At 53.7% G+C, this 18,389-nt stretch carries 16 protein-coding genes; 5 read left to right on the top strand and 11 right to left on the bottom strand.

Annotation, left to right across the window (positions count from 1 at the left end; genetic code table 11):
* Positions 1–8: 8 nt before the first annotated feature.
* On the top strand, positions 9–575 hold the full coding sequence (locus tag L5220_RS06895) for an L-threonylcarbamoyladenylate synthase (RefSeq protein ID WP_499572571.1): 567 nt from the start codon (positions 9–11) through the stop codon (positions 573–575).
* On the opposite strand, the gene L5220_RS06890 is transcribed toward L5220_RS06895, so the two are convergent.
* Together L5220_RS06890 and L5220_RS06885 are read right to left on the bottom strand one after the other, a co-directional pair.
* Positions 572–757, bottom strand: a complete 186-nt coding sequence (locus tag L5220_RS06890) for a hypothetical protein (RefSeq protein WP_099798517.1) — start codon at positions 755–757, stop codon at positions 572–574. The two genes, L5220_RS06895 and L5220_RS06890, sit on opposite strands and share 4 nt — an antisense overlap.
* Positions 758–924: 167 nt before the next feature.
* Positions 925–2,355 carry a mechanosensitive ion channel domain-containing protein gene (locus L5220_RS06885; RefSeq protein ID WP_499572569.1) on the bottom strand — a complete coding sequence of 477 codons (1,431 nt, stop codon included), beginning with the start codon at positions 2,353–2,355 and terminating at the stop codon, positions 925–927.
* 39 nt (positions 2,356–2,394) lie between these two features.
* On the opposite strand from L5220_RS06885, the gene L5220_RS06880 reads away from it, so the two are divergent.
* Positions 2,395–2,577 carry a hypothetical protein gene (locus L5220_RS06880; protein WP_448526181.1) on the top strand — a complete coding sequence of 61 codons (183 nt, stop codon included), beginning with the start codon at positions 2,395–2,397 and terminating at the stop codon, positions 2,575–2,577.
* A gap of 117 nt (positions 2,578–2,694) precedes the next feature.
* On the opposite strand, the gene sbcD is transcribed toward L5220_RS06880, so the two are convergent.
* From sbcD to L5220_RS06835, 9 genes are all read right to left on the bottom strand, one after another.
* Complete coding sequence (sbcD, locus tag L5220_RS06875; RefSeq protein ID WP_499572567.1) at positions 2,695–3,972, bottom strand: exonuclease subunit SbcD; 1,278 nt, start codon at positions 3,970–3,972, stop codon at positions 2,695–2,697.
* 2 nt (positions 3,973–3,974) lie between these two features.
* Positions 3,975–5,609, bottom strand: a complete 1,635-nt coding sequence (locus tag L5220_RS06870; protein WP_499572565.1) for an alpha-D-glucose phosphate-specific phosphoglucomutase — start codon at positions 5,607–5,609, stop codon at positions 3,975–3,977.
* 61 nt (positions 5,610–5,670) lie between these two features.
* Positions 5,671–5,850, bottom strand: a complete 180-nt coding sequence (locus tag L5220_RS06865) for a hypothetical protein (RefSeq protein WP_499572563.1) — start codon at positions 5,848–5,850, stop codon at positions 5,671–5,673.
* A gap of 11 nt (positions 5,851–5,861) precedes the next feature.
* Entirely contained in the window at positions 5,862–7,673 is a 1,812-nt protein-coding gene (gene lepA, locus L5220_RS06860; protein WP_448526177.1) for a translation elongation factor 4, read from the bottom strand.
* 136 nt (positions 7,674–7,809) lie between these two features.
* Positions 7,810–8,988, bottom strand: coding sequence for an LL-diaminopimelate aminotransferase (locus L5220_RS06855; RefSeq protein WP_499572560.1), 1,179 nt, complete (start codon positions 8,986–8,988; stop codon positions 7,810–7,812).
* A gap of 2 nt (positions 8,989–8,990) precedes the next feature.
* On the bottom strand, positions 8,991–10,355 hold the full coding sequence (gene ftsY, locus L5220_RS06850; RefSeq protein ID WP_099798511.1) for a signal recognition particle-docking protein FtsY: 1,365 nt from the start codon (positions 10,353–10,355) through the stop codon (positions 8,991–8,993).
* A 278-nt stretch (positions 10,356–10,633) separates the two neighbouring features.
* Positions 10,634–11,461: an alpha/beta hydrolase gene (locus L5220_RS06845; RefSeq protein ID WP_499572558.1), complete on the bottom strand. Its 828-nt coding sequence runs from the start codon at positions 11,459–11,461 to the stop codon at positions 10,634–10,636.
* Positions 11,461–13,041: a photosynthetic/respiratory NAD(P)H-quinone oxidoreductase subunit D1 gene (gene ndhD1 / locus L5220_RS06840; RefSeq protein ID WP_499572556.1), complete on the bottom strand. Its 1,581-nt coding sequence runs from the start codon at positions 13,039–13,041 to the stop codon at positions 11,461–11,463. The genes L5220_RS06845 and ndhD1 overlap by 1 nt, the downstream gene beginning before the upstream one ends.
* A gap of 70 nt (positions 13,042–13,111) precedes the next feature.
* Positions 13,112–15,085, bottom strand: coding sequence for an NAD(P)H-quinone oxidoreductase subunit 5 (locus L5220_RS06835; RefSeq protein ID WP_499572554.1), 1,974 nt, complete (start codon positions 15,083–15,085; stop codon positions 13,112–13,114).
* 284 nt (positions 15,086–15,369) lie between these two features.
* Between L5220_RS06835 and L5220_RS06830 the strand changes: the two genes are divergently transcribed.
* The 3 genes from L5220_RS06830 to L5220_RS06820 all read left to right on the top strand — a co-directional run.
* Complete coding sequence (locus L5220_RS06830; protein ID WP_499572551.1) at positions 15,370–16,101, top strand: lipid-binding SYLF domain-containing protein; 732 nt, start codon at positions 15,370–15,372, stop codon at positions 16,099–16,101.
* A gap of 101 nt (positions 16,102–16,202) precedes the next feature.
* Complete coding sequence (locus L5220_RS06825) at positions 16,203–17,741, top strand: NAD(P)H-quinone oxidoreductase subunit N (protein ID WP_499572548.1); 1,539 nt, start codon at positions 16,203–16,205, stop codon at positions 17,739–17,741.
* Positions 17,742–17,890: 149 nt separating this feature from the next.
* A partial coding sequence (locus L5220_RS06820; RefSeq protein WP_499572546.1) for an RNA-guided endonuclease InsQ/TnpB family protein occupies positions 17,891–18,389 on the top strand: 499 nt, incomplete at its 3' end.

The following is an 18,389-nucleotide window of genomic DNA, read 5'->3' as shown; positions in this document are numbered from 1 at the left end:
AGGTGACCATGGCAGCCCTGGTAGCTGCAGTGCGATCAGGCAACTGGCTCATTAGCTTTCCCACCGATACGGTGCCGGCGTTGGCTAGCCGCTGCGATCGCGGTGAACTGATCTATGCGGCCAAGGGGCGGCAACCAGATAAGCCCTTGATTCTCATGGGAGCGAACCCCGAACAGCTTTGGCGCTTTGTGAAAGGCACTGCTGCTGAATTTAAGCAGTGGCAGGCGATCGCTGAGCGCTACTGGCCGGGAGCCGTAACACTGGTGCTGCCCGCCGCTGAGTTGCCCGTGGGGTTAAATCCGCAAAACACAGGCACAATTGGCCTGCGGGTACCGGCTTGGCCAAGGGCACAGACTCTACTTGAGCAAACAGGGCCTCTTGCCACCACCAGTATTAATCGATCGGGAGAGCCACCCCTCACCGACCTGAAGGCTATCGCTGAAACCTTTCCCCAAGTGCTAACGCTCCAAGGATGGGAGTTGCCCCCCACCCCACCTCAGCCCTCCACCGTGGTGCAATGGCAAGAGGGTGAATGGCAGGTGCTGCGCCAAGGGCAAATCGTGTTTATTCCTTAGTACTGCGAGTCCACCTCCCCAGATGCAACCCGCTCAAGAAGGTCATGGAGAATTTTTTCCTCTTCCTCCGAAATTTGGCCATCCGCAAGCACCGCATCAATAATTTGGCCGTGCTCTTCTAGGGTAAGGATTTTGTCCTCAAGGGCTTTTTCGACGAGGGCTTTAATTTGGGCTGAATCCATGGGAGTGCTCCATGCCGTTTTGCTACATATCATACTGCTTCCATCGCGTTGACCAAAAACACTGGGATACAAGCTCCATCCTGAAGGACAGCTTTTCTTGATGTCTCATATGCTCAATACTCAACTAAGCGTGCTGGCTGTTGCGTATCAGCTCAGAAGAGCCGATGTTACGACGTTGACCAACCAAGGAGTTTTTGCAGGCGATCGCGAATCCAGTCCCCAGCACTGCTCTTGCCAGTAGAGTGAAGTTGTCGTAGGGCATCTTGGTGTTGGGCAATGATATCCTGCCGTTGGGCGATCGCCACAGCAATATCATCTGCAAGGTAAGGATGCTGGGTTAGCAATTGCTCGAACCCCTCCCGTGGCAGCACAAACAAAACCGTATCGGTGGTCGCCATCATTGTCGTTGGGCAGGCAACCCCTAGCATCAAGGGCAACTCCCCAAAGTGATCGCCAACATTAAAGGTGAGCATTTGCTTGAGTTCGCCATCGTGCTCATAAACAGCAGCCATTTGCCCTTTGAGGACAATATAAAAATTCGTTGTAAATTCCTGAGCCTTAAACAAAATCTCGTTTGCCTGCAAATGCTTACGGTAGCCCGCCTCAATTAGAAACCGTAACTGCAAGTCATTCATACAGCTAAAGTAACTCACCTGCTTCAGTAAATGTTTTAGGGAGGGGGTGACAGGGGCAAGGGCTACTGGTTGAGAGGGGTCGGCTGCCGGTTGACATTCTTTAGCAGGGAGATTGTGAATCCACAAATCGCGCTGGGGAAAGGGAATGGAAATATTGTGTTGACGAAAATAGTAGTCAATTTTAAAGTTAAGGCTGCTTTTGATGAAAATACGTCGCTCAATGGCATCGGTCCATACCCATAGTTCAAAATTGAGGGCAGAGTCGCCAAACTCGCGAAATATGACCTTAGGCGCAGGTTGGCTCAGCACCTCTGGTTCAGAATAGGCGATATTCAGTAATACTTCTGTCACTAAAACTGGATCGGTACCGTAGGCCACACCAATGGGAATGTCAATGCGCCCCCGATGAGTCTCATAGTACCAATTCAGCACTGGGCTGTCGGCAAGATATGTGTTGGGCACCACAACATTAGAGCCATTAAACGTCTGAATGACCGTTGCCCGCATCGAAACTTCCTGGACATAGCCGCTAATATTCTCAATTTCCACAAAGTCTCCCACTCGCACTTTGCGCTCAATCAGCAAGGTGAGGCCACTAATGAGGTTGCGGGTCACATCCTGCAATCCAAAACCAATCCCTACCCCCAGACCGCCAATAATCACCGCTAAAGAATCAAGGTTAATACCAACGGCCTGTAGGACAACGATATAACCCAAGGCTCCGCCCGCCCCACTCACCACTGTAGAAATCGCCTCGCGATTCCCTAAATCAAGGCCAAAGCGTGGCAAGACTTGATTTTTCAAAACTCCCTTAAAAAAACGCGCCAAAATGGCGACTAACACCAGTAACAAAATGACCTGAAAGAGCCAGCGAACTGAAATTGGCTCACTGCCAAGCTTCAAAATGGGAGTCTCTACCACTTGTAGAAAGGCATTCCAAAAGCTGAGAACTTCTGGGGGCATGGGTGTTCCTCGTATCGACATCCTCTCCCAGCAACCCTAGTGCGGATGCACGGAGAGTCCTTGGGTCACGCCAGCAATTTCCTGCGTTACCGCCAGCTAGCTAGCTTGGGTAACCCTAGCTGCCCAAAGTCTTTGGCCTACGATACCACAGGTATTGTCGCTGCCCTGTTGCCCAAGGAAACAGATCACGTGTACTGTTGCTACATGACGGGGCTGGCTTGACTTACGGTTAGCTTAGTGTAAAAGCGAGGTCGTTTGACCTGTTTACCGGCAGAATGTGACATCCTCCCGACGCTGACCTTTCAGGTACAGTGCGGGACTTATAGCCCCCTGAACCCCTCAAATTAGCCGTAGCTGCTCAATTTTCAGTTCAGTCTCCTCGGTGAGCTGTGGAGTGATCTCGGTATCGCTGGGGCACAGCGTATGCAGGGCGTTTAATAAGTCTTGCCGCAGTGGCTCTAGCTCAGGATGGTGGTCGAGGTAGAGGTGCAGGGCATGGCTCGGATCGAGGGCTTGTTCTAGGGCTGTACTGGGAAGACGGGCGATCGCCTGCGTATTCACCAGTTGGGGTAAAAAGCTAACGCTGTGGGCATCTGTCAGGGATTGTTGCAGTTCCCCAAGGTTAATCTGCGAGAGTTGATCGCTACGCAGTTGGTAAATCACCCGAATCACAGCACCACGTGTGGGGCGATGGGCGATCGCCGCTAACAATGCGGCTTGGGGATCTCCTTCAATCTCCGTTAGGTCAACTCGAATTGTCTGAAATGGTCGGGTTGGCAGGGGGCAAAACTGAAAGTGGGTTTTACCCTTGTGCAGATCAATCAGGACGTACCCTTTCTCCTCTGCCTCTTCGCCAAAGTCCACCCGCTCAATACTGCCGGGATAGACCACAGGCGGATCATGGCACAGCACTTGATGGCGATGGACGTGCCCCAAGGCGACATAGTCGAAACAGGGGCGAGCCAACAGGCTGAGGGGAAGCGTGAACCCTTTGCCAGCACTTAAGTAGCGTTCGGAACCGTACTGCGCAGTATCCACCATGGCATGAGCCAGTAGCACCGTTGGCAGTGCTGGATCTAGCTGGCGAATTTCGCCCTCAAGAGCAACACTCAGGCGATCCAGCAGCAGTTGATGAACCTCTGCAAGGGACAGCCCCACGGTTTCCGGGCGGGTTAACAGTGCCGAGCGGGTCAACCACGGCAGGGTGATGATTTGAACAGCACCAGCGCGGGTGTGCAGGCGATGGGTGGCTAGGCGATCGCCAACAATAAACCCAGGGACACCGAGGGTGCGGTAAAGGGATAAACTCGCGCCCCCCTGCCCTTGGGCGTGTTGATCGTGGTTGCCCACCAGCAGTACCGTAGGAATTTGGGCATCGGCTAAACGGCGAAACTGCTGGGCAAAGGCTTCGTGAACAAAGGGAGGGGGCGTTGCATCGGGAAAGGCATCGCCCCCAAATAGAACTAAATCCACTGGCTCGGCAAGTGCGCGATCAATGCAGGTGCCCAGCGCAGCAATAAAGTCCTCCAGCCGCGTATTGAGTCCTGTGGCCGGATTGATGTGGCCATGACTGAGGCCACTGCCAAGGTGAATGTCAGAAACGTGGAGGACGTTCATGTCTAGGTAATCACGGTGGGGCGATCGCGGCCCGTTAACCCTTGGATATTGGCCACTTGGTTGGCCAATTCAATGAGATCCGCAAGGGCAACTTGGGCATCCAGGTGCTGGTGGTGGGGATTCGGCTCAAAGCGCTCCAAATACACCCGTAAGGTCGAGCCTTGCGTTCCTGTACCCGAGAGGCGATAGACAATGCGGCTGCCATCGTCAAAGATCAGACGCAGACCCTGCTGGGTACTAACACTGTGATCCACCGGATCGGTGTAGCTAAAGTTATCGGCGATCGCCACGGTGTACGACCCAAAAGACTGCCCCACCATCTGCGGTAGCTTTTGCTCGAGTTGGGTCATCAGGGTATGGGCGCGATCGCTGTCGATGCCTTCGTAATCGTGGCGGGAATAGTAATTACGGCCATAGGTGCGCCAATGAGACTGCACAATGTCTGCCACTGACTGTTGCTTGATCGCCAGAATATTGAGCCAAAATAGCACCGCCCAAAGCCCATCCTTTTCTCGCACATGGTTAGAGCCAGTGCCAAAACTTTCTTCGCCGCAGAGGGTTGCTTTGCCCGCATCCAAGAGATTGCCAAAAAACTTCCAACCCGTTGGGGTTTCGTAGCAGTCAATGCCTAGGGTGGCCGCTACACGATCGGCCGCTTGGCTGGTGGGCATGGAACGGGCAATGCCCGCCAGACCCTCCTTATAGCCGGGCACTAAGGTGGCGTTTGCCGCTAAGATGGCCAGACTATCACTGGGGGTAACAAAGCAATTCGCGCCTAAAATCATGTTGCGATCGCCATCGCCATCAGAGGCAGCACCAAACACCGGCGGATCGTCACCAAAGAGTTGCTGCACCAAGTCATGGGCATAGACCAAATTAGGATCCGGGTGACCCCCGCCAAAATCCGGCAGTGGCACCCCATGTTGTACGGTGCCTGGGGGTGCCCCTAGGCGCGTCTCTAAAATCTGGTGGGCATAGGGACCTGTGACAGCATGCATGGCATCAAAGATCAGGGACAGTCGCCCACCCGTGATGGCATCGTGAATACAGTCAAAGTCAAACAGGCTTTCCAAAAGCGCCTGATAGTCAGCAACCGGATCAATCACCTCAACAACCATTTGCCCTAGGGGGAACTCTCCAAGGGTATGCAGGCTCACATCGGGTGCTGTGTAGATGCTGTACTGGCTGAGGCTACGGCTGCGTTCGTAGATCGCATTGGTGACTTTTTCCGGTGCGGGGCCACCATTGGCGGTGTTGAACTTAACGCCAAAGTCGCCTTGGGGACCGGCAGGGTTGTGGCTAGCTGAAAGGATAATCCCACCAATGGCACCGTACTTGCGGATGACGCAGGAGGCCGCAGGGGTAGAAAGAATTCCGTTTTGCCCTACCTTGACGCGGGAAAAGCCATTGGCCGCCGCCATCTTGAGGATCGTTTGAATCGCTTCAGCATTGAAATAGCGACCATCACCCCCTAGGACAAGGGGTCGCCCTTGGGGATCGCCAATCGTGTCGAAAATTGCTTGGATAAAGTTTTCAAGGTAGTGGGGTTTCTGGAAGACCGGTACTGCTTTGCGAAGTCCGGACGTGCCCGGTTTTTGATCACTAAAGGGAGTCGTAGGAATGACTTGAATACCCATGTCGCGTCCTAAGCCTGTCAAGGCTAGTGTACTGCGAGTTGGGGCGCTGCGGTAGGCAACGTCAAAGAACGTTGGAGGGGTACCATCCCCCAAGCTGCAAGGCGAATCTAAGTAATAGTCCCATCGGTGCGGGCTGGAAGTCGCCCCGCCAATCTAAAAGCTGCACCAGTAGGAGGTAGCCCACCCCCAGCAGTAAGGAAATAACGCCGGTGACGACGGCCACCCATTTTGATGTGGACATCTGTATGCTCCCTATTCGTCCTTCAGCCGCAGAACGGCCATAAATGCTTCTTGGGGCACATCGACACTCCCAATGGCTTTCATGCGTTTTTTACCCGCCTTTTGCTTCTCTAGCAGTTTACGTTTGCGCGATACATCCCCGCCATAGCATTTGGCTAGCACATCTTTGCGCAAAGCAGGAATACTCTCACTGGCAATAATGCGCGAACCAATGGCCGCCTGAATGGGAATCTTAAACTGATGCCGTGGAATCAAGTCTTTGAGTTTGCTGACAAGGGCACGGCCAACGTAGTATGCCTTATCGCGATGCACAATGGCCGCTAGGGAATCCACCGGATCATTGTTAATGAGCAAATCCAGTTTGACCAAGTCGTTTTCACGGTAGCCAATCAGGTGGTACTCCATACTGGCGTAGCCTCGCGATCGCGACTTCATTTGGTCGAAAAAGTCAGTAACAATTTCCGCTAGGGGCAGCTCGTAGATGAGGGTGGTGCGCCCTTGCGTGAGATAGCGCATATCCTTAAAAATCCCCCGCCGTGATTGGGCTAACTCCATCAGGGTGCCGACGTAGGTTTCGGGGGTAATCATTTCCACTTGGACGTAGGGTTCTTCAATTTTCTGGCGGTATTGCGGCTCAGGCAGGAGGCTGGGGTTGTCAATGGTCAGCACATCCCCCTTCAAGGTGGTGACCCGATAGACCACGGACGGAGCGGTAATGATTAAGTCTAGATTGTACTCGCGCTCTAGGCGCTCCTGAATAATTTCCATGTGCAGCAGCCCCAAAAAGCCACAGCGGAAGCCAAATCCCATGGCACTGGAGGTTTCCGGCTCATAGTGCAAGGACGCATCGTTCAGCTTGAGCTTTTCAAGGGCATCCCGCAGGTCTTCAAACTGCGCTGCATCGGTGGGGAATAACCCGCAAAATACCATGGGCTTGGCCTCGGTATAGCCCGGCAGGGGAGCCTTGGCTGGTTTGGTGGCAAGGGTAATGGTATCGCCGACCCGGGCATCTCCTACCGCTTTAATGGCTGCGGCGAGGTAGCCCACTTCTCCGGCGTGGAGGCTCTCAACGGGTGTTTGGTTGGGGGCAAGCACCCCTAGTTCGTCAATCTCGTACTCTTTGCCGGATGCCATTAAACGGATGCGATCGCCCCGGTGCACCACCCCATCCATGACGCGGAAATAGACGATGACACCGCGGTAGGGGTCGTAGTAACTGTCAAAAATCAACGCCCGTAGGGGGTCAGCCACAGTATCTTGGGGCGGCGGCACGAGGTGGACAATCGACTCAAGAATCTCGGCAATGCCAATCCCCTCTTTCGCAGAGGCCAAGACAGCTTGGGAGCAATCTAGCCCCACAATTTCCTCAATTTCCCCCTTCACTCGCTCCGGCTCTGCCCCCGGTAGGTCAATTTTATTGAGGACTGGAATAATCTCAAGGTTGTGCTCAAGGGCAAGATAAACGTTGGCGAGGGTTTGGGCTTCCACCCCTTGGGACGCATCCACGACGAGCAAGGCGCCTTCACAGGCGGCCAAGGAGCGGGACACTTCGTAGGAAAAGTCCACATGGCCGGGGGTATCAATCAGGTTGAGGATGTAGGTTTGGCCATCGCGCCCTGTGTAGGTCATTCGTGCTGCTTGCAGCTTAATGGTAATCCCCCGCTCCCGCTCTAAATCCATATTGTCGAGGAACTGTTCCTTCATGTCCCGCGCATCGACGGTGCCAGTAAATTGCAAGAGGCGATCGGCAAGGGTCGATTTACCATGATCAATGTGGGCAATAATCGAAAAATTACGAATATGGGAAACTGGAACGTCAGTCATAAAAATGCAGCCGCAAACTTGTAGAAATGTTAAAAGGCCCCTGACTTGATTTTGACATACTACTTACTCATACGAGGTTGATTGGGGGTTTGATGACGTGTTGGCGATCGCCTGAGGCACAGGGTGACGTGCTGCTCTAAAGAAGTGAACCTTCTTTTAGGGTAAAGGCGGCAATATGAGCTGCCGCAATTTCTAAACAGGGGCGATCGCGCACAAGGGCAAACCGGACATAGCCTTCGCCGCCTTGGCCAAAGCCAGATCCAGGTGCGGCTGCAATGCCAGTCGCTTTGACCAAGGATTGACAAAAGCCAAGGGAGTCTTGGTGCCACGGCGGGGGGAGCTGAGCCCAAACGTACATGGTGGCGGGTGGCAGGGGTACGAACCAGCCGTGATCTGCGAGGGCTTGGACAAAGGCATCCCGCCGCGTCCGGAACGTCTCGCAAGTTTGGCGCACGCAGGCTTGATCCTCGGTGAGAGCAGCGATCGCCCCGCGTAAAATCCCCGCATACTGGTTAAAGTCAATGACCGATTTCACCTGACGCAACCCAGCAATGCAGTCAGCGCGACCAATGGCAAAGCCAATGCGAAAGCCGCCCATATTGTAAGACTTTGATAGGCTATAAAACTCAATCCCCACTTGGCGATCGCGATCCACCTCAAAAATCGAGGGGGCGCGCTCACGATCAAACACTAAATCAACGTAGGGAAAGTCGTGCACCAGAATAATACCGTGGCGATCGCAAAAGGTCACCGCCTCTTCGAAAAATGCTAGGGGGGCGACTGCTGCGGTAGGGTTATGGGGATAGCTGAGAATCAGGAGTTTGGCCTGCTCACGAACAGCTAAGGGGACAGCCTCTAAGTCCGGTAAAAACTGGTTCTCTGCCCGTAGCGGCAAGGGATAGACCTGCCCGCCTGCCAAATAGACCCCACCCACATGGGACGGATAGCCCGGATCGAGCACAAGAGCATACTCGCGGGGATTCATCACCGCAAGGGGGAGGTGAGCCGTTCCCTCCTGTGAGCCAATCAGCGTGAGCACTTCCCGTTCCGGGTCAACTTTTAGGCCAAATCGCCGTTCATACCACGTTGCCACTGCCACCCGAAAGGCAGCGGTGCTGGCAAATAACTGGTAGCCATAGGTACTCGGATCCTGCAGGGCGGCTTCAATCGCCCTCAGAATATGGGGGGCAACCGGTAAATCCGCAGAGCCTAAGGATAAATCCACAATCGACTGCCCTGTGGCCGCCACGGTTGCTTTAACCCGATCCATGGCATCAAAGACATTGCTGCGGAAGTACCCGAGGCGATCGGCCAAGATCACGCCGCCACCTCCACCTCACTGGAAAGCAAGGCCTCTACAAACTCAAAACTGGAAAACGGTCGTAAATCCTTAATGCCTTCGCCTGCCCCCACAAAACGGATCGGTAGCCCCAACTCTTGAACCACAGCTAAGGCAACCCCCCCCTTGGCCGTGCCATCCAACTTCGTCAAGATCACCCCCGTAAGCTGTGCCGCCTCAGCAAACACCTGCGCCTGCCGCAGGCCGTTTTGCCCTAGGGTGGCATCGAGCACTAGTAGCGATTCAATGGTGGCATTGCTGGCTTTTTTATCAATAATGCGGCGAATTTTTTTGAGTTCCTCCATGAGGTTGGCCTTATTTTGCAGCCGCCCGGCGGTATCCACCAACAGCAGTTCGGTGCCCCGGGCTTGGGCAGCACCGATCGCATCAAACACAACTGCCGCCGGGTCAGTATTTTTACCGGGATTGGCAATAACCTCAACATTGGAGCGTTGCCCCCAAACTTTAACCTGTTCTGTGGCCGCGGCTCGAAAGGTATCCGCCGCCGCAATCAAACAGCGATAGCCCGATTGGCTGGCAATATGAGCCAATTTGCCAATGGTCGTCGTTTTACCCACACCGTTCACCCCAGCGATCAGCCAAATGTTGAGCTGCCCTTTCTGGGGGGCAAAATCTTGGGCATAGCCGTTGCGAAAAGGGGCATCTAGCGTATCGCGCAGAATTTGCTTGAGGTAGGCGATCGCCTGATCGGCGGGTAAGGTCTCTTGGCGAATTTTGGCTTGCAGTGCGGCGATAATCTGATCCGTGGCCTTCACCCCCACATCAGATTGCAGCAGCAGCATTTCAATCTCTTCAACCGCATCACGCCCTAACGGGCCTTGACCCACAATGGAGCGCAGTTGATGCACCAGCCCGCGGCGGGTCTTGCCTAAGCCTTGACGTAGTCGTTGTAGCCACGTAATTTCCTCGAGATCCACCTCTTCAGGGCGACGACCTTGGGCAGCTAACACTTCCGCTGACCACAAAAATCCAGCATCGAGAGCAACCGGTGCCACGGTCTCTGCAGCCTCCGGTTCCTCTGCTGCCACTGGATGTACGATGTCCGGAGGGGGTGCCTCGGACACAGCATCTGGTGGTGCATCGCTGACCTCAGTTGCAGTGATTGTTTCCGCTGTTTCCGTCGTCCTAGGATTCTGGCGCGACTGGATAGATTGCAGAGCCGTTTTCGCCCAATTGAGAAGGCCGCCCTCAGCCGCCTGGGAGTCTGGTTCTAGGTCTGGTGGCGCTGCGGAAGCCTCTGGCTGCGGCGTGGCAACCGTATCAGCGGGTACCTCACTCTCGCCACTACCACCAAACTTACGCCGAAACCAGTTAAAAACCATCCGCTCTTCTCTCTTTATTCCTTCTAGATCAATCCCTGACAGATTATTGTATGTCTCACCGTTGCGGCAATCTGCCGGTAGTTAGTTGTACAGGTAGCGCAACCGATGGAGCCACTGCTCCATGGGGGACTGTTGCGCGTAGACCTGCGATCCCTTGTACTGGCAGGCTGGTGCCATGGCATTATCGTAGCAGACATAGAAAGGTGTGCGACCGATGCAACCGGTCTCCAAAATCAACCTTTACTTGGACGAGGCGGCAACATACCTATGGCACACCGCTAGTCGTTAGTTCCCAAGCCGTGCAGAATGTGGGCAAAGTCTTGCAGTGCCTGCCGGTGGCGATCGCCCGCAACAGCACTAAAATCGTTGTGACCAGCACCCTCAACCCACAGGGAAAATTTGGGGGTGGCCGCAGTGGCAAATAGGGCTTGGGCATGCTCAAAAGGCACGACCTCATCGGCAGTTCCGTGCAGGATTAAAACCGGCACCGGCACCTGCGGTAGCTTGGCTTGATTGGTGAATTTATCGAACGGAAACAAGGGAAAAGGCACCACAACCCGAAAGGCAGAGGTAAACGTGCTTTCTAAGATCAGCCCAGCAACAGGTACGTGGGTCGCCAGTTCTGTGGCGACACCGCCCCCGAGCGATCGCCCGTACAGTATGACCTGCTCTGGTGGAACGTTGAGGGTCTGGGTCAGGTACTTGTAGGCGGCTCTGGCATCTTGGTAGGCATTGGCTTCGCTGGGGGTGCCCGTACTCAGCCCATAGCCACGGTAGTCGTAGGCCAACACAGCAAACCCCCAATCGCGGTACTGGGTCAGGAGGGGTTCAATTACCCCCAAATCTTCGGCATTGCCGTGACTGTAGAGCAGCGTGAACGTAGCTGCGGGATTCGGTAAATACAGCACCGCGAGGCGATCGCCCCCCTCCATGGGGATAAGGCGCATCTGAGCCAACAAATCATAGGTGGGAGGCGGCGGCCGAAAGATCATAGCATCAGCACGGACGTAAACGTAGGCCGCCACAAGGACGTAGATCAGGACTGCTGAGCGCACCAGCCGCTGCCAACTAACCTCCCCCAGCAGGTAGTGCCGCAGCTGCCCCATTAGGCGTTTAGCTCTGGTGCCACCTTCGGCATGTCGGCCACTGAGGCGCTAGGGTGTTGGGCAAGGGTCGGTACGACCTCGCGCACTCGCGCAATCACCTGTACGGTGGTGGCATCGTAAATTTGCGTCAGCAGCTTGGGATATAGGCCAATACCAATAATCGGCACCAACAGGCAGGCAATAATAAAGACCTCCCGGGGTTCAGCATCGATCAGCGCCTCATGCTCCGTCAGTTCCTTGTTTTCTGGCCCAAAGAAAATTTCCCGCAACATCGAAAGAAGGTAAATGGGCGTGAGGATAACCCCCACCGCTGCTAAAAAGACCACAATAATCCGAAAGGGCAAGGAGTAGGCATCACTGGTGGCAAAGCCGATAAATACGAGTAGCTCCGCCACAAAGCCACTCATCCCTGGCAATGCCAAGGAGGCCAGCGAGCAGGCCGTAAACATAGCAAAGATCTTCTTCATTTTTTGGCCAACCCCCCCCATTTCCTCGAGGATCAGCGTATGGGTGCGATCGTAGGTTGCCCCAACTAAGAAAAAGAGGCTGGCGCCAATGAGACCGTGAGACACCATTTGCAGAACAGCACCGCTCATCCCCAAATTAGTAAACGAAGCAATGCCAATGAGCACAAACCCCATATGGGAAATTGACGAGTAGGCAATTTTGCGCTTGAGGTTGCGCTGGGCATAGGACGTCAGAGCAGCATAGATAATATTCACCACCCCCAAAATCACCAAGACTGGTGCAAAGGTGGCGTGGGCTGCCGGCAGCATATCCACATTCATACGAATAAGCGCATAGCCACCCATTTTCAAGAGAATACCGGCTAAGAGCATGTGCACCGGGGCGGTTGCCTCACCGTGGGCATCCGGTAGCCATGTGTGCAGTGGTACAATTGGCAGTTTTACCCCATAAGCTACCAAAAAGCCAGCATAGACCAGCAGTTGAAAGCCCATGGCATAGTCTTTCATCGCTAGGGTATGCATATCAAAGCTAATGGTGTCGCCGTAGAAGGCCATGGCCAAGCCCGCTACCAGAATAAACAGGGAGCTACCCGCGGTGTAGAGAATAAATTTTGTGGCGGCGTACTGCCGCTTATAGCCCCCCCAAATGGCCAGCAGCAGGTAAACCGGAATCAACTCCAGTTCCCATGCCAAAAAGAACACCAGCATATCCTGGACGGCAAAGACAGCAATTTGACCGCCGTACATCGCCAACATCAGGAAGTAGAAAAGACGCGGCTTGAGGGTAACAGGCCAGGCCGCTAAAATTGCCAGCGTGGTAATAAAGCCCGTCAGCAAAATTAAGGGCATTGAGAGACCATCCGCCCCCACAGACCAGCGCAACCCCAAGGTCGGAATCCAATCATAGCTTTCCCACAATTGCAGCCCAGGGGTATTTAGGTCGTAGAAGTTCGTGAAGGCATAAACAATGGCCGCAAAATCAATCAGGCCAATGACAAGGGCATACCAACGAATGGGTCGTCCTTTCCCTTCAGGGTCGGGAATCAGGGGAATCGCAAAGGAGGCCACAATCGGAAAAAGGATGATTGCAGTCAACCAAGGAAAGTTACTCATGGGGGTACTCGTTACTCCTCAAGGAATAGATAATGTCCATGATGGTCAATGGTGGGGTAAGAAGAAGCGCTTAAGTTTGCACCGAGAAGATCACGAAGCCCAGCACCGCCAATAAAACAATGAGGGCGTAGAATTGGGCACGACCATTCTGAAAGTACTTCAGCCCTTCACCGGTGACCATGGTGACAAAGCCGGTGAGGTTGACCACACCATCCACGACGTTGTAGTCCACTTCCAACACCTGCCGTGCTAAGCGGCGGCAGCCTTTGACAAATACTGCGTCGTACAGCTCATCAAAGTACCACTTGTGCAGGGAAAACTGGTAGAGGGGTTCGATCGCCTTGGCAATGCTTTGGGGGCTGGGCGTGCCCTTGAGGTACATCAAGGAGGCAACAGTAATGCCAATGAGGCCAATGCCAACGGAGCTACCCGCCAGCACTAAAAACTCCGTTAAATCAAAACTATGGGCTGCGATCGCCTCTCCAGGAGCATGAACAAACGCTTCAAAGAGGTTGTTAAAGGGGGTGCCCAGCAAACCAATGAGCATTGAGGGAATAGCCAACACGACCAAGGGAACCGTCATTGTCCAAGGCGATTCGTGGGGTGCGGCAGCATGGTGTTTGCCATGACCCTGATCATGATGTGCTTGGAGCTCGGCAGGGACGTTACGAAACGATCCCTCAAAGGTCATGAAATACATGCGAAACATATAAAAGGCCGTTAGACCCGCAGTCAGCCAAGTCAGTACCCACATCGCAGGGTTGGCATGGAACACCGCCCCAAGAATCTCATCCTTTGACCAGAACCCAGCAAAGGGAGGAACCCCGGAAATGGCTAAGCACCCAATTAAAAAGGTTAGCCCCGTAATGGGCATATATTTGCGCAAGCCTCCCATATAGCGCATATCCTGGGCAAGGTTAGGATCGTGACCCACAACGCCTTCCATGCCGTGAATGACAGAACCTGACCCCAAAAAGAGCATGGCCTTGAAGTAAGCGTGGGTCATCAGGTGAAATAATCCAGCACTGTACGCGCCCACGCCCATCCCCATCACCATGTACCCGAGCTGAGAAATGGTGGAGTAGGCAAGGCTTTTTTTAATGTCGTTTTGGGTAATGGCAATGGTGGCACCCATGAAGGCGGTAAATGCCCCTGTCCAGGCAATGATGTCCATGACGATAGGGAGTTGCTCAAAGACGGGGAACATGCGGGCAATGAGAAACACCCCTGCTGCCACCATTGTTGCCGCGTGGATCAGTGCCGAAATGGGGGTGGGACCTTCCATGGCATCGGGAAGCCAGACGTGCAGGGGAAATTGGGCGGATTTGGCCACCGGACCGAGAAACACAAGGATGGCCAGAATGGCGGCCAACTGCGAAGAGAGCAAGCCACTGTTCAGTAACTCGGTGAGGCGATCGCCCATTTCACCAAATTCGAAGGTACCGGTTGCCCAAAAGAGACCCACCATCCCCAGCAGCAGGCCAAAGTCGCCAACGCGATTGGTAACAAACGCTTTTTGAGCCGCTTCTGCCGCACTTTTGCGGTCGTACCAAAACCCCACCAGTAGGTACGAGCACATCCCCACCAGTTCCCAGAAAATATAGACCTGTACCAAGTTAGGGCTGACCACTAACCCCAGCATCGAGGAGCCAAACAGGCTGAGGTAGGCATAAAACCGTACATACCCCGGATCGTGTGCCATGTAGCCATCGGTGTAGAGCATCACCAGAAACGCAACGCTGGTAACCACCACGAGCATCATTGCTGCGAGCGGGTCAATGACATAGCCCATGACGATGTGCAGGCTGCCCGCTGCCGCCCATTCAATCATCTGGGTGTAGGGAGCGTGCCCGTGGCTTTGGCTCCACAAAATGGCGAGGGAATGGCCAAGGGCGATCGCCATGAGAGCCATGATGAAAATGGCGCTGGGTCGCCGCAGGTGGCTGGTGGTCTCAGAGAAGGAAATGAGGCCAAAACCAACAACTAAGGCACCCAACAAGGGTAAGACGGGAATGAGCCATGCGTATTGATACAGGGGTTCCATGTGTGCAACCTAACCTTGAGCTGATCTGCTCTATCTAGGGATATACTCTAGGTCTATGCGGACTTTAGTAGGTATTAATCGCTAGTCTAGGCAAAACCCTTTACATTCTGCCATATCCCCTCAAGAACACGGGTAGTGGTGCTGGTTACAGAAAATTACAAAACAGATTTTCTTTAGATTTTGTCACGCCTTGGGGGCACGATGAACACACAAGCGATCGGGAACGTGGGCTGCCGCTACTGCTGTCAATAGGTTCTATGGTTGATTTGAGGTAGCTTGAAGCGATGATGACTGTACACGTACGTTTGCGGTGGGGCGGAGTGCTCCGGCAGTGGAGGTTGATTGCCCTAGGGGCGATCGCCGTGGTATTTTTTCCCCGATGGGTTAGTGCTCAAACTGTACCCGATCCCCGTATGGTGCAGCGGGTAGAAAACGCCACCTTTGTCCTCGGACAGTTTAGCTTCAATAACAATCAACGCATTCCGCCACGGATTATCCAGCGGGCACAGGGGATTGCCATTGTTCCCAATGTTGTGCAAGCTGGGTTCCTCTTTGGTGGTCGCCGTGGGGCAGGCATTTTGCTAGTGCGCGACAACAATAACGATTGGAGTAAACCCGCCTTCATCACCATTACTGGCGGCAGTTTTGGCCTGCAAATAGGTGCCCAGTCCAGCGATGTCATTTTGGCCTTTATGGATAAATCCGTTGTCCTGCGCAGTTTAGCACAGTCCTTTCGGCTGGGGGGCAATGTCTCGGTGGCCGCCGGACCTGTAGGGGGCGATATTGTCAGTCCTACGGATCCTAGCCCTCAAGTCTATTCCTATGCCCGCAATGCTGGGTTGTTTGCCGGGGTTGCCATCGAAGGGGCAACCATTAGCTTTGACCGCAATGCCAACACCCGCTTCTATGGCCAGCGCAACCTGACACCAACTCAAATTTTCGAGAATGCTGTTGCGCTGCCGTCCCCGCCGGTACTCAACGGTCTGTACAATGCTCTAGCGCGTGCTGCCCGTTAAAAAACCTATCCTAGGTATAAGCAGAACCTGATCGCAGTGCCCCCATTAAACGAAAACGTGGGTGATATGATATGGGGGACTCAATCAATGCGCGGATAGTTATGGATCTGGTAACACTGGCGGCACAGTTGAATGCGGGTACCATTGTACCTGAGACAATTGTTATTGTTACTCTTCTCATCGTCCTTCTTGCCGATCTGATTCAGGGGCGCAGCGCCGATCGCTGGACTCCTTACTTGGCGATCGCCGGCTTGGCCGGAGCAGTGTTGGCCATGATTCCGCAATGGGGACAGCCAGAGACAGTGAGCTTCTTGGGCAGCTTCCGCTCCGATAACCTCAGTCTTGTCTTTCGCGGCTTGATTGCCCTCTCCGCGTTGGGCACAATTTTGATGTCCATTCGCTACGTGGAGCAAACCGGTAGCTCCTTGGGCGAATTTATGACGATTTTGTTAACGGCCACCGTTGGCGGCATGTTTGTTTCCGGTGCCGAAGAGTTAGTCTTTATCTTTATTGCCCTTGAAACCCTAAGTATTGCCTCCTACCTGTTAACTGGCTATACAAAGCGCGACAGCCGCTCTAACGAAGCTGCCTTGAAGTACTTACTGATTGGTGCGGCGAGTTCCGCTATCTTTCTATACGGGTCGTCCCTCCTTTACGGCCTCTCCGGTGGGCATACCCACTTAACCGAAATTGCCCACGCCTTATCCTCCCAATCCCTTGGCTTAGTGGTGGCCTTGGTGTTTGTGATTGCTGGCATTAGCTTCAAAATTTCCGCTGTGCCCTTTCACCAGTGGACGCCAGATGTCTATGAAGGAGCCCCGACCCCTGTTGTCGCCTTTCTCTCGGTCGGGTCAAAGGCAGCGGGGTTTGCCTTGGCCATCCGCTTTTTGACCTTGGCCTTTCCCAGTGTGACGGCGCAATGGCAATTAATCTTTACGGTACTGGCCATTCTCAGCATGATCTTAGGCAATATTGTTGCCCTTGCCCAAACCAGTATGAAGCGGATGCTGGCCTACTCCTCCATTGCCCAAGCGGGGTTTGTGATGATTGGCTTTGTGGTGGGCACCGAAGCAGGCTATGCCAGTATGCTGTTTTATTTGCTGGTCTATCTGTTCATGAATTTGGGCGCCTTTACCTGTGTGATCCTGTTCTCACTGCGTACGGGCACCGATCAAATTAGTGAGTATGCGGGGCTGTACCAAAAAGATCCACTGCTGACCCTTGGTTTGAGCCTCTGTCTGCTGTCCTTGGGCGGCATTCCTCCCCTAGCGGGGTTCTTTGGCAAAATTTATCTGTTCTGGGCCGGCTGGCAGGCGGGAGCCTACGGTCTGGTAATTTTGGGGCTATTGACCAGTGTGGTCTCGATCTACTACTACATCCGTGTTGTCAAAATGATGGTGGTCAAGGAACCCAAGGAAATGTCCGTGGCGGTTCAGCGCTATCCAGAGGTCTCGTGGTCTGCTTTTGGGATGCGTCCTTTGCAGGTGGGGCTGGTGACGATGGTGGTGGCTACCTCTTTGGCTGGGATTCTGGCCAACCCAATCTTTAACTTGGTGAATACCGCGATCCTTGATGTGCCGAGTGTGGCAGCTCAGCCCCTCAGTGTTGAGGTGGCCTATCAGCCGCTCCAATCCCCCTAAGCTTAACGATGATTTAACAAATGTCGCAAGAAGTCCCCGATTCTACCGCAGGTGAATCGTGTGATGAATGGCGACCCATAAATCAACGTGCGTAGCACATCCTCTTTGCTATCTGGTAGGATATTATCAGTAACATCCAAAGACGCTAAATGTTGCAAGCGTACAAGTTCAGAGCCTATCCAACCCACGAGCAGAAATTAGCCCTAGCCAAGAGCTTTGGCTGCTGCCGCTGGTACTGGAATTACTCGCTCAACTTGTGCCAAGAAACCTACAAATCAACTGGGAAAGGGTTGTCCCGCTCAGCTATTCAGGGAGTACTCCCTGACCTAAAGAGGGAGCACCCGTGGCTGAAGGAGGCTTACTCTCAATGCTTGCAAGTCGTGGCTCTGAATTTGTCTACGGCTTACAAGAACTTTTTTGAAGGGAGAGCGAAGCTGCCGAGGTTCAAGTCCAAAAAATGTCGTCAATCGATTACTTATCCTCAAAACGTCAAAGTAGAAGGAGATTACGTTAAACTCCCTGGAAACGTTGGGACATTGTACTGCTGTCAACATCGAGAGTTTGAGGGGAAAATCAAATCGGCTACGGTTTCGCTCAATCCAGATGGGAGGTACTATGTGTCCATCCTCGTTGAGGATGGAGATCGGA

It is taken from the genome of Synechococcus sp. PCC 6716, from assembly GCF_022570815.1.
Taxonomy (GTDB): domain Bacteria; phylum Cyanobacteriota; class Cyanobacteriia; order Thermosynechococcales; family Thermosynechococcaceae; genus Thermosynechococcus; species Thermosynechococcus lividus.
This window is presented reverse-complemented; position numbering and strand designations above follow the sequence as displayed.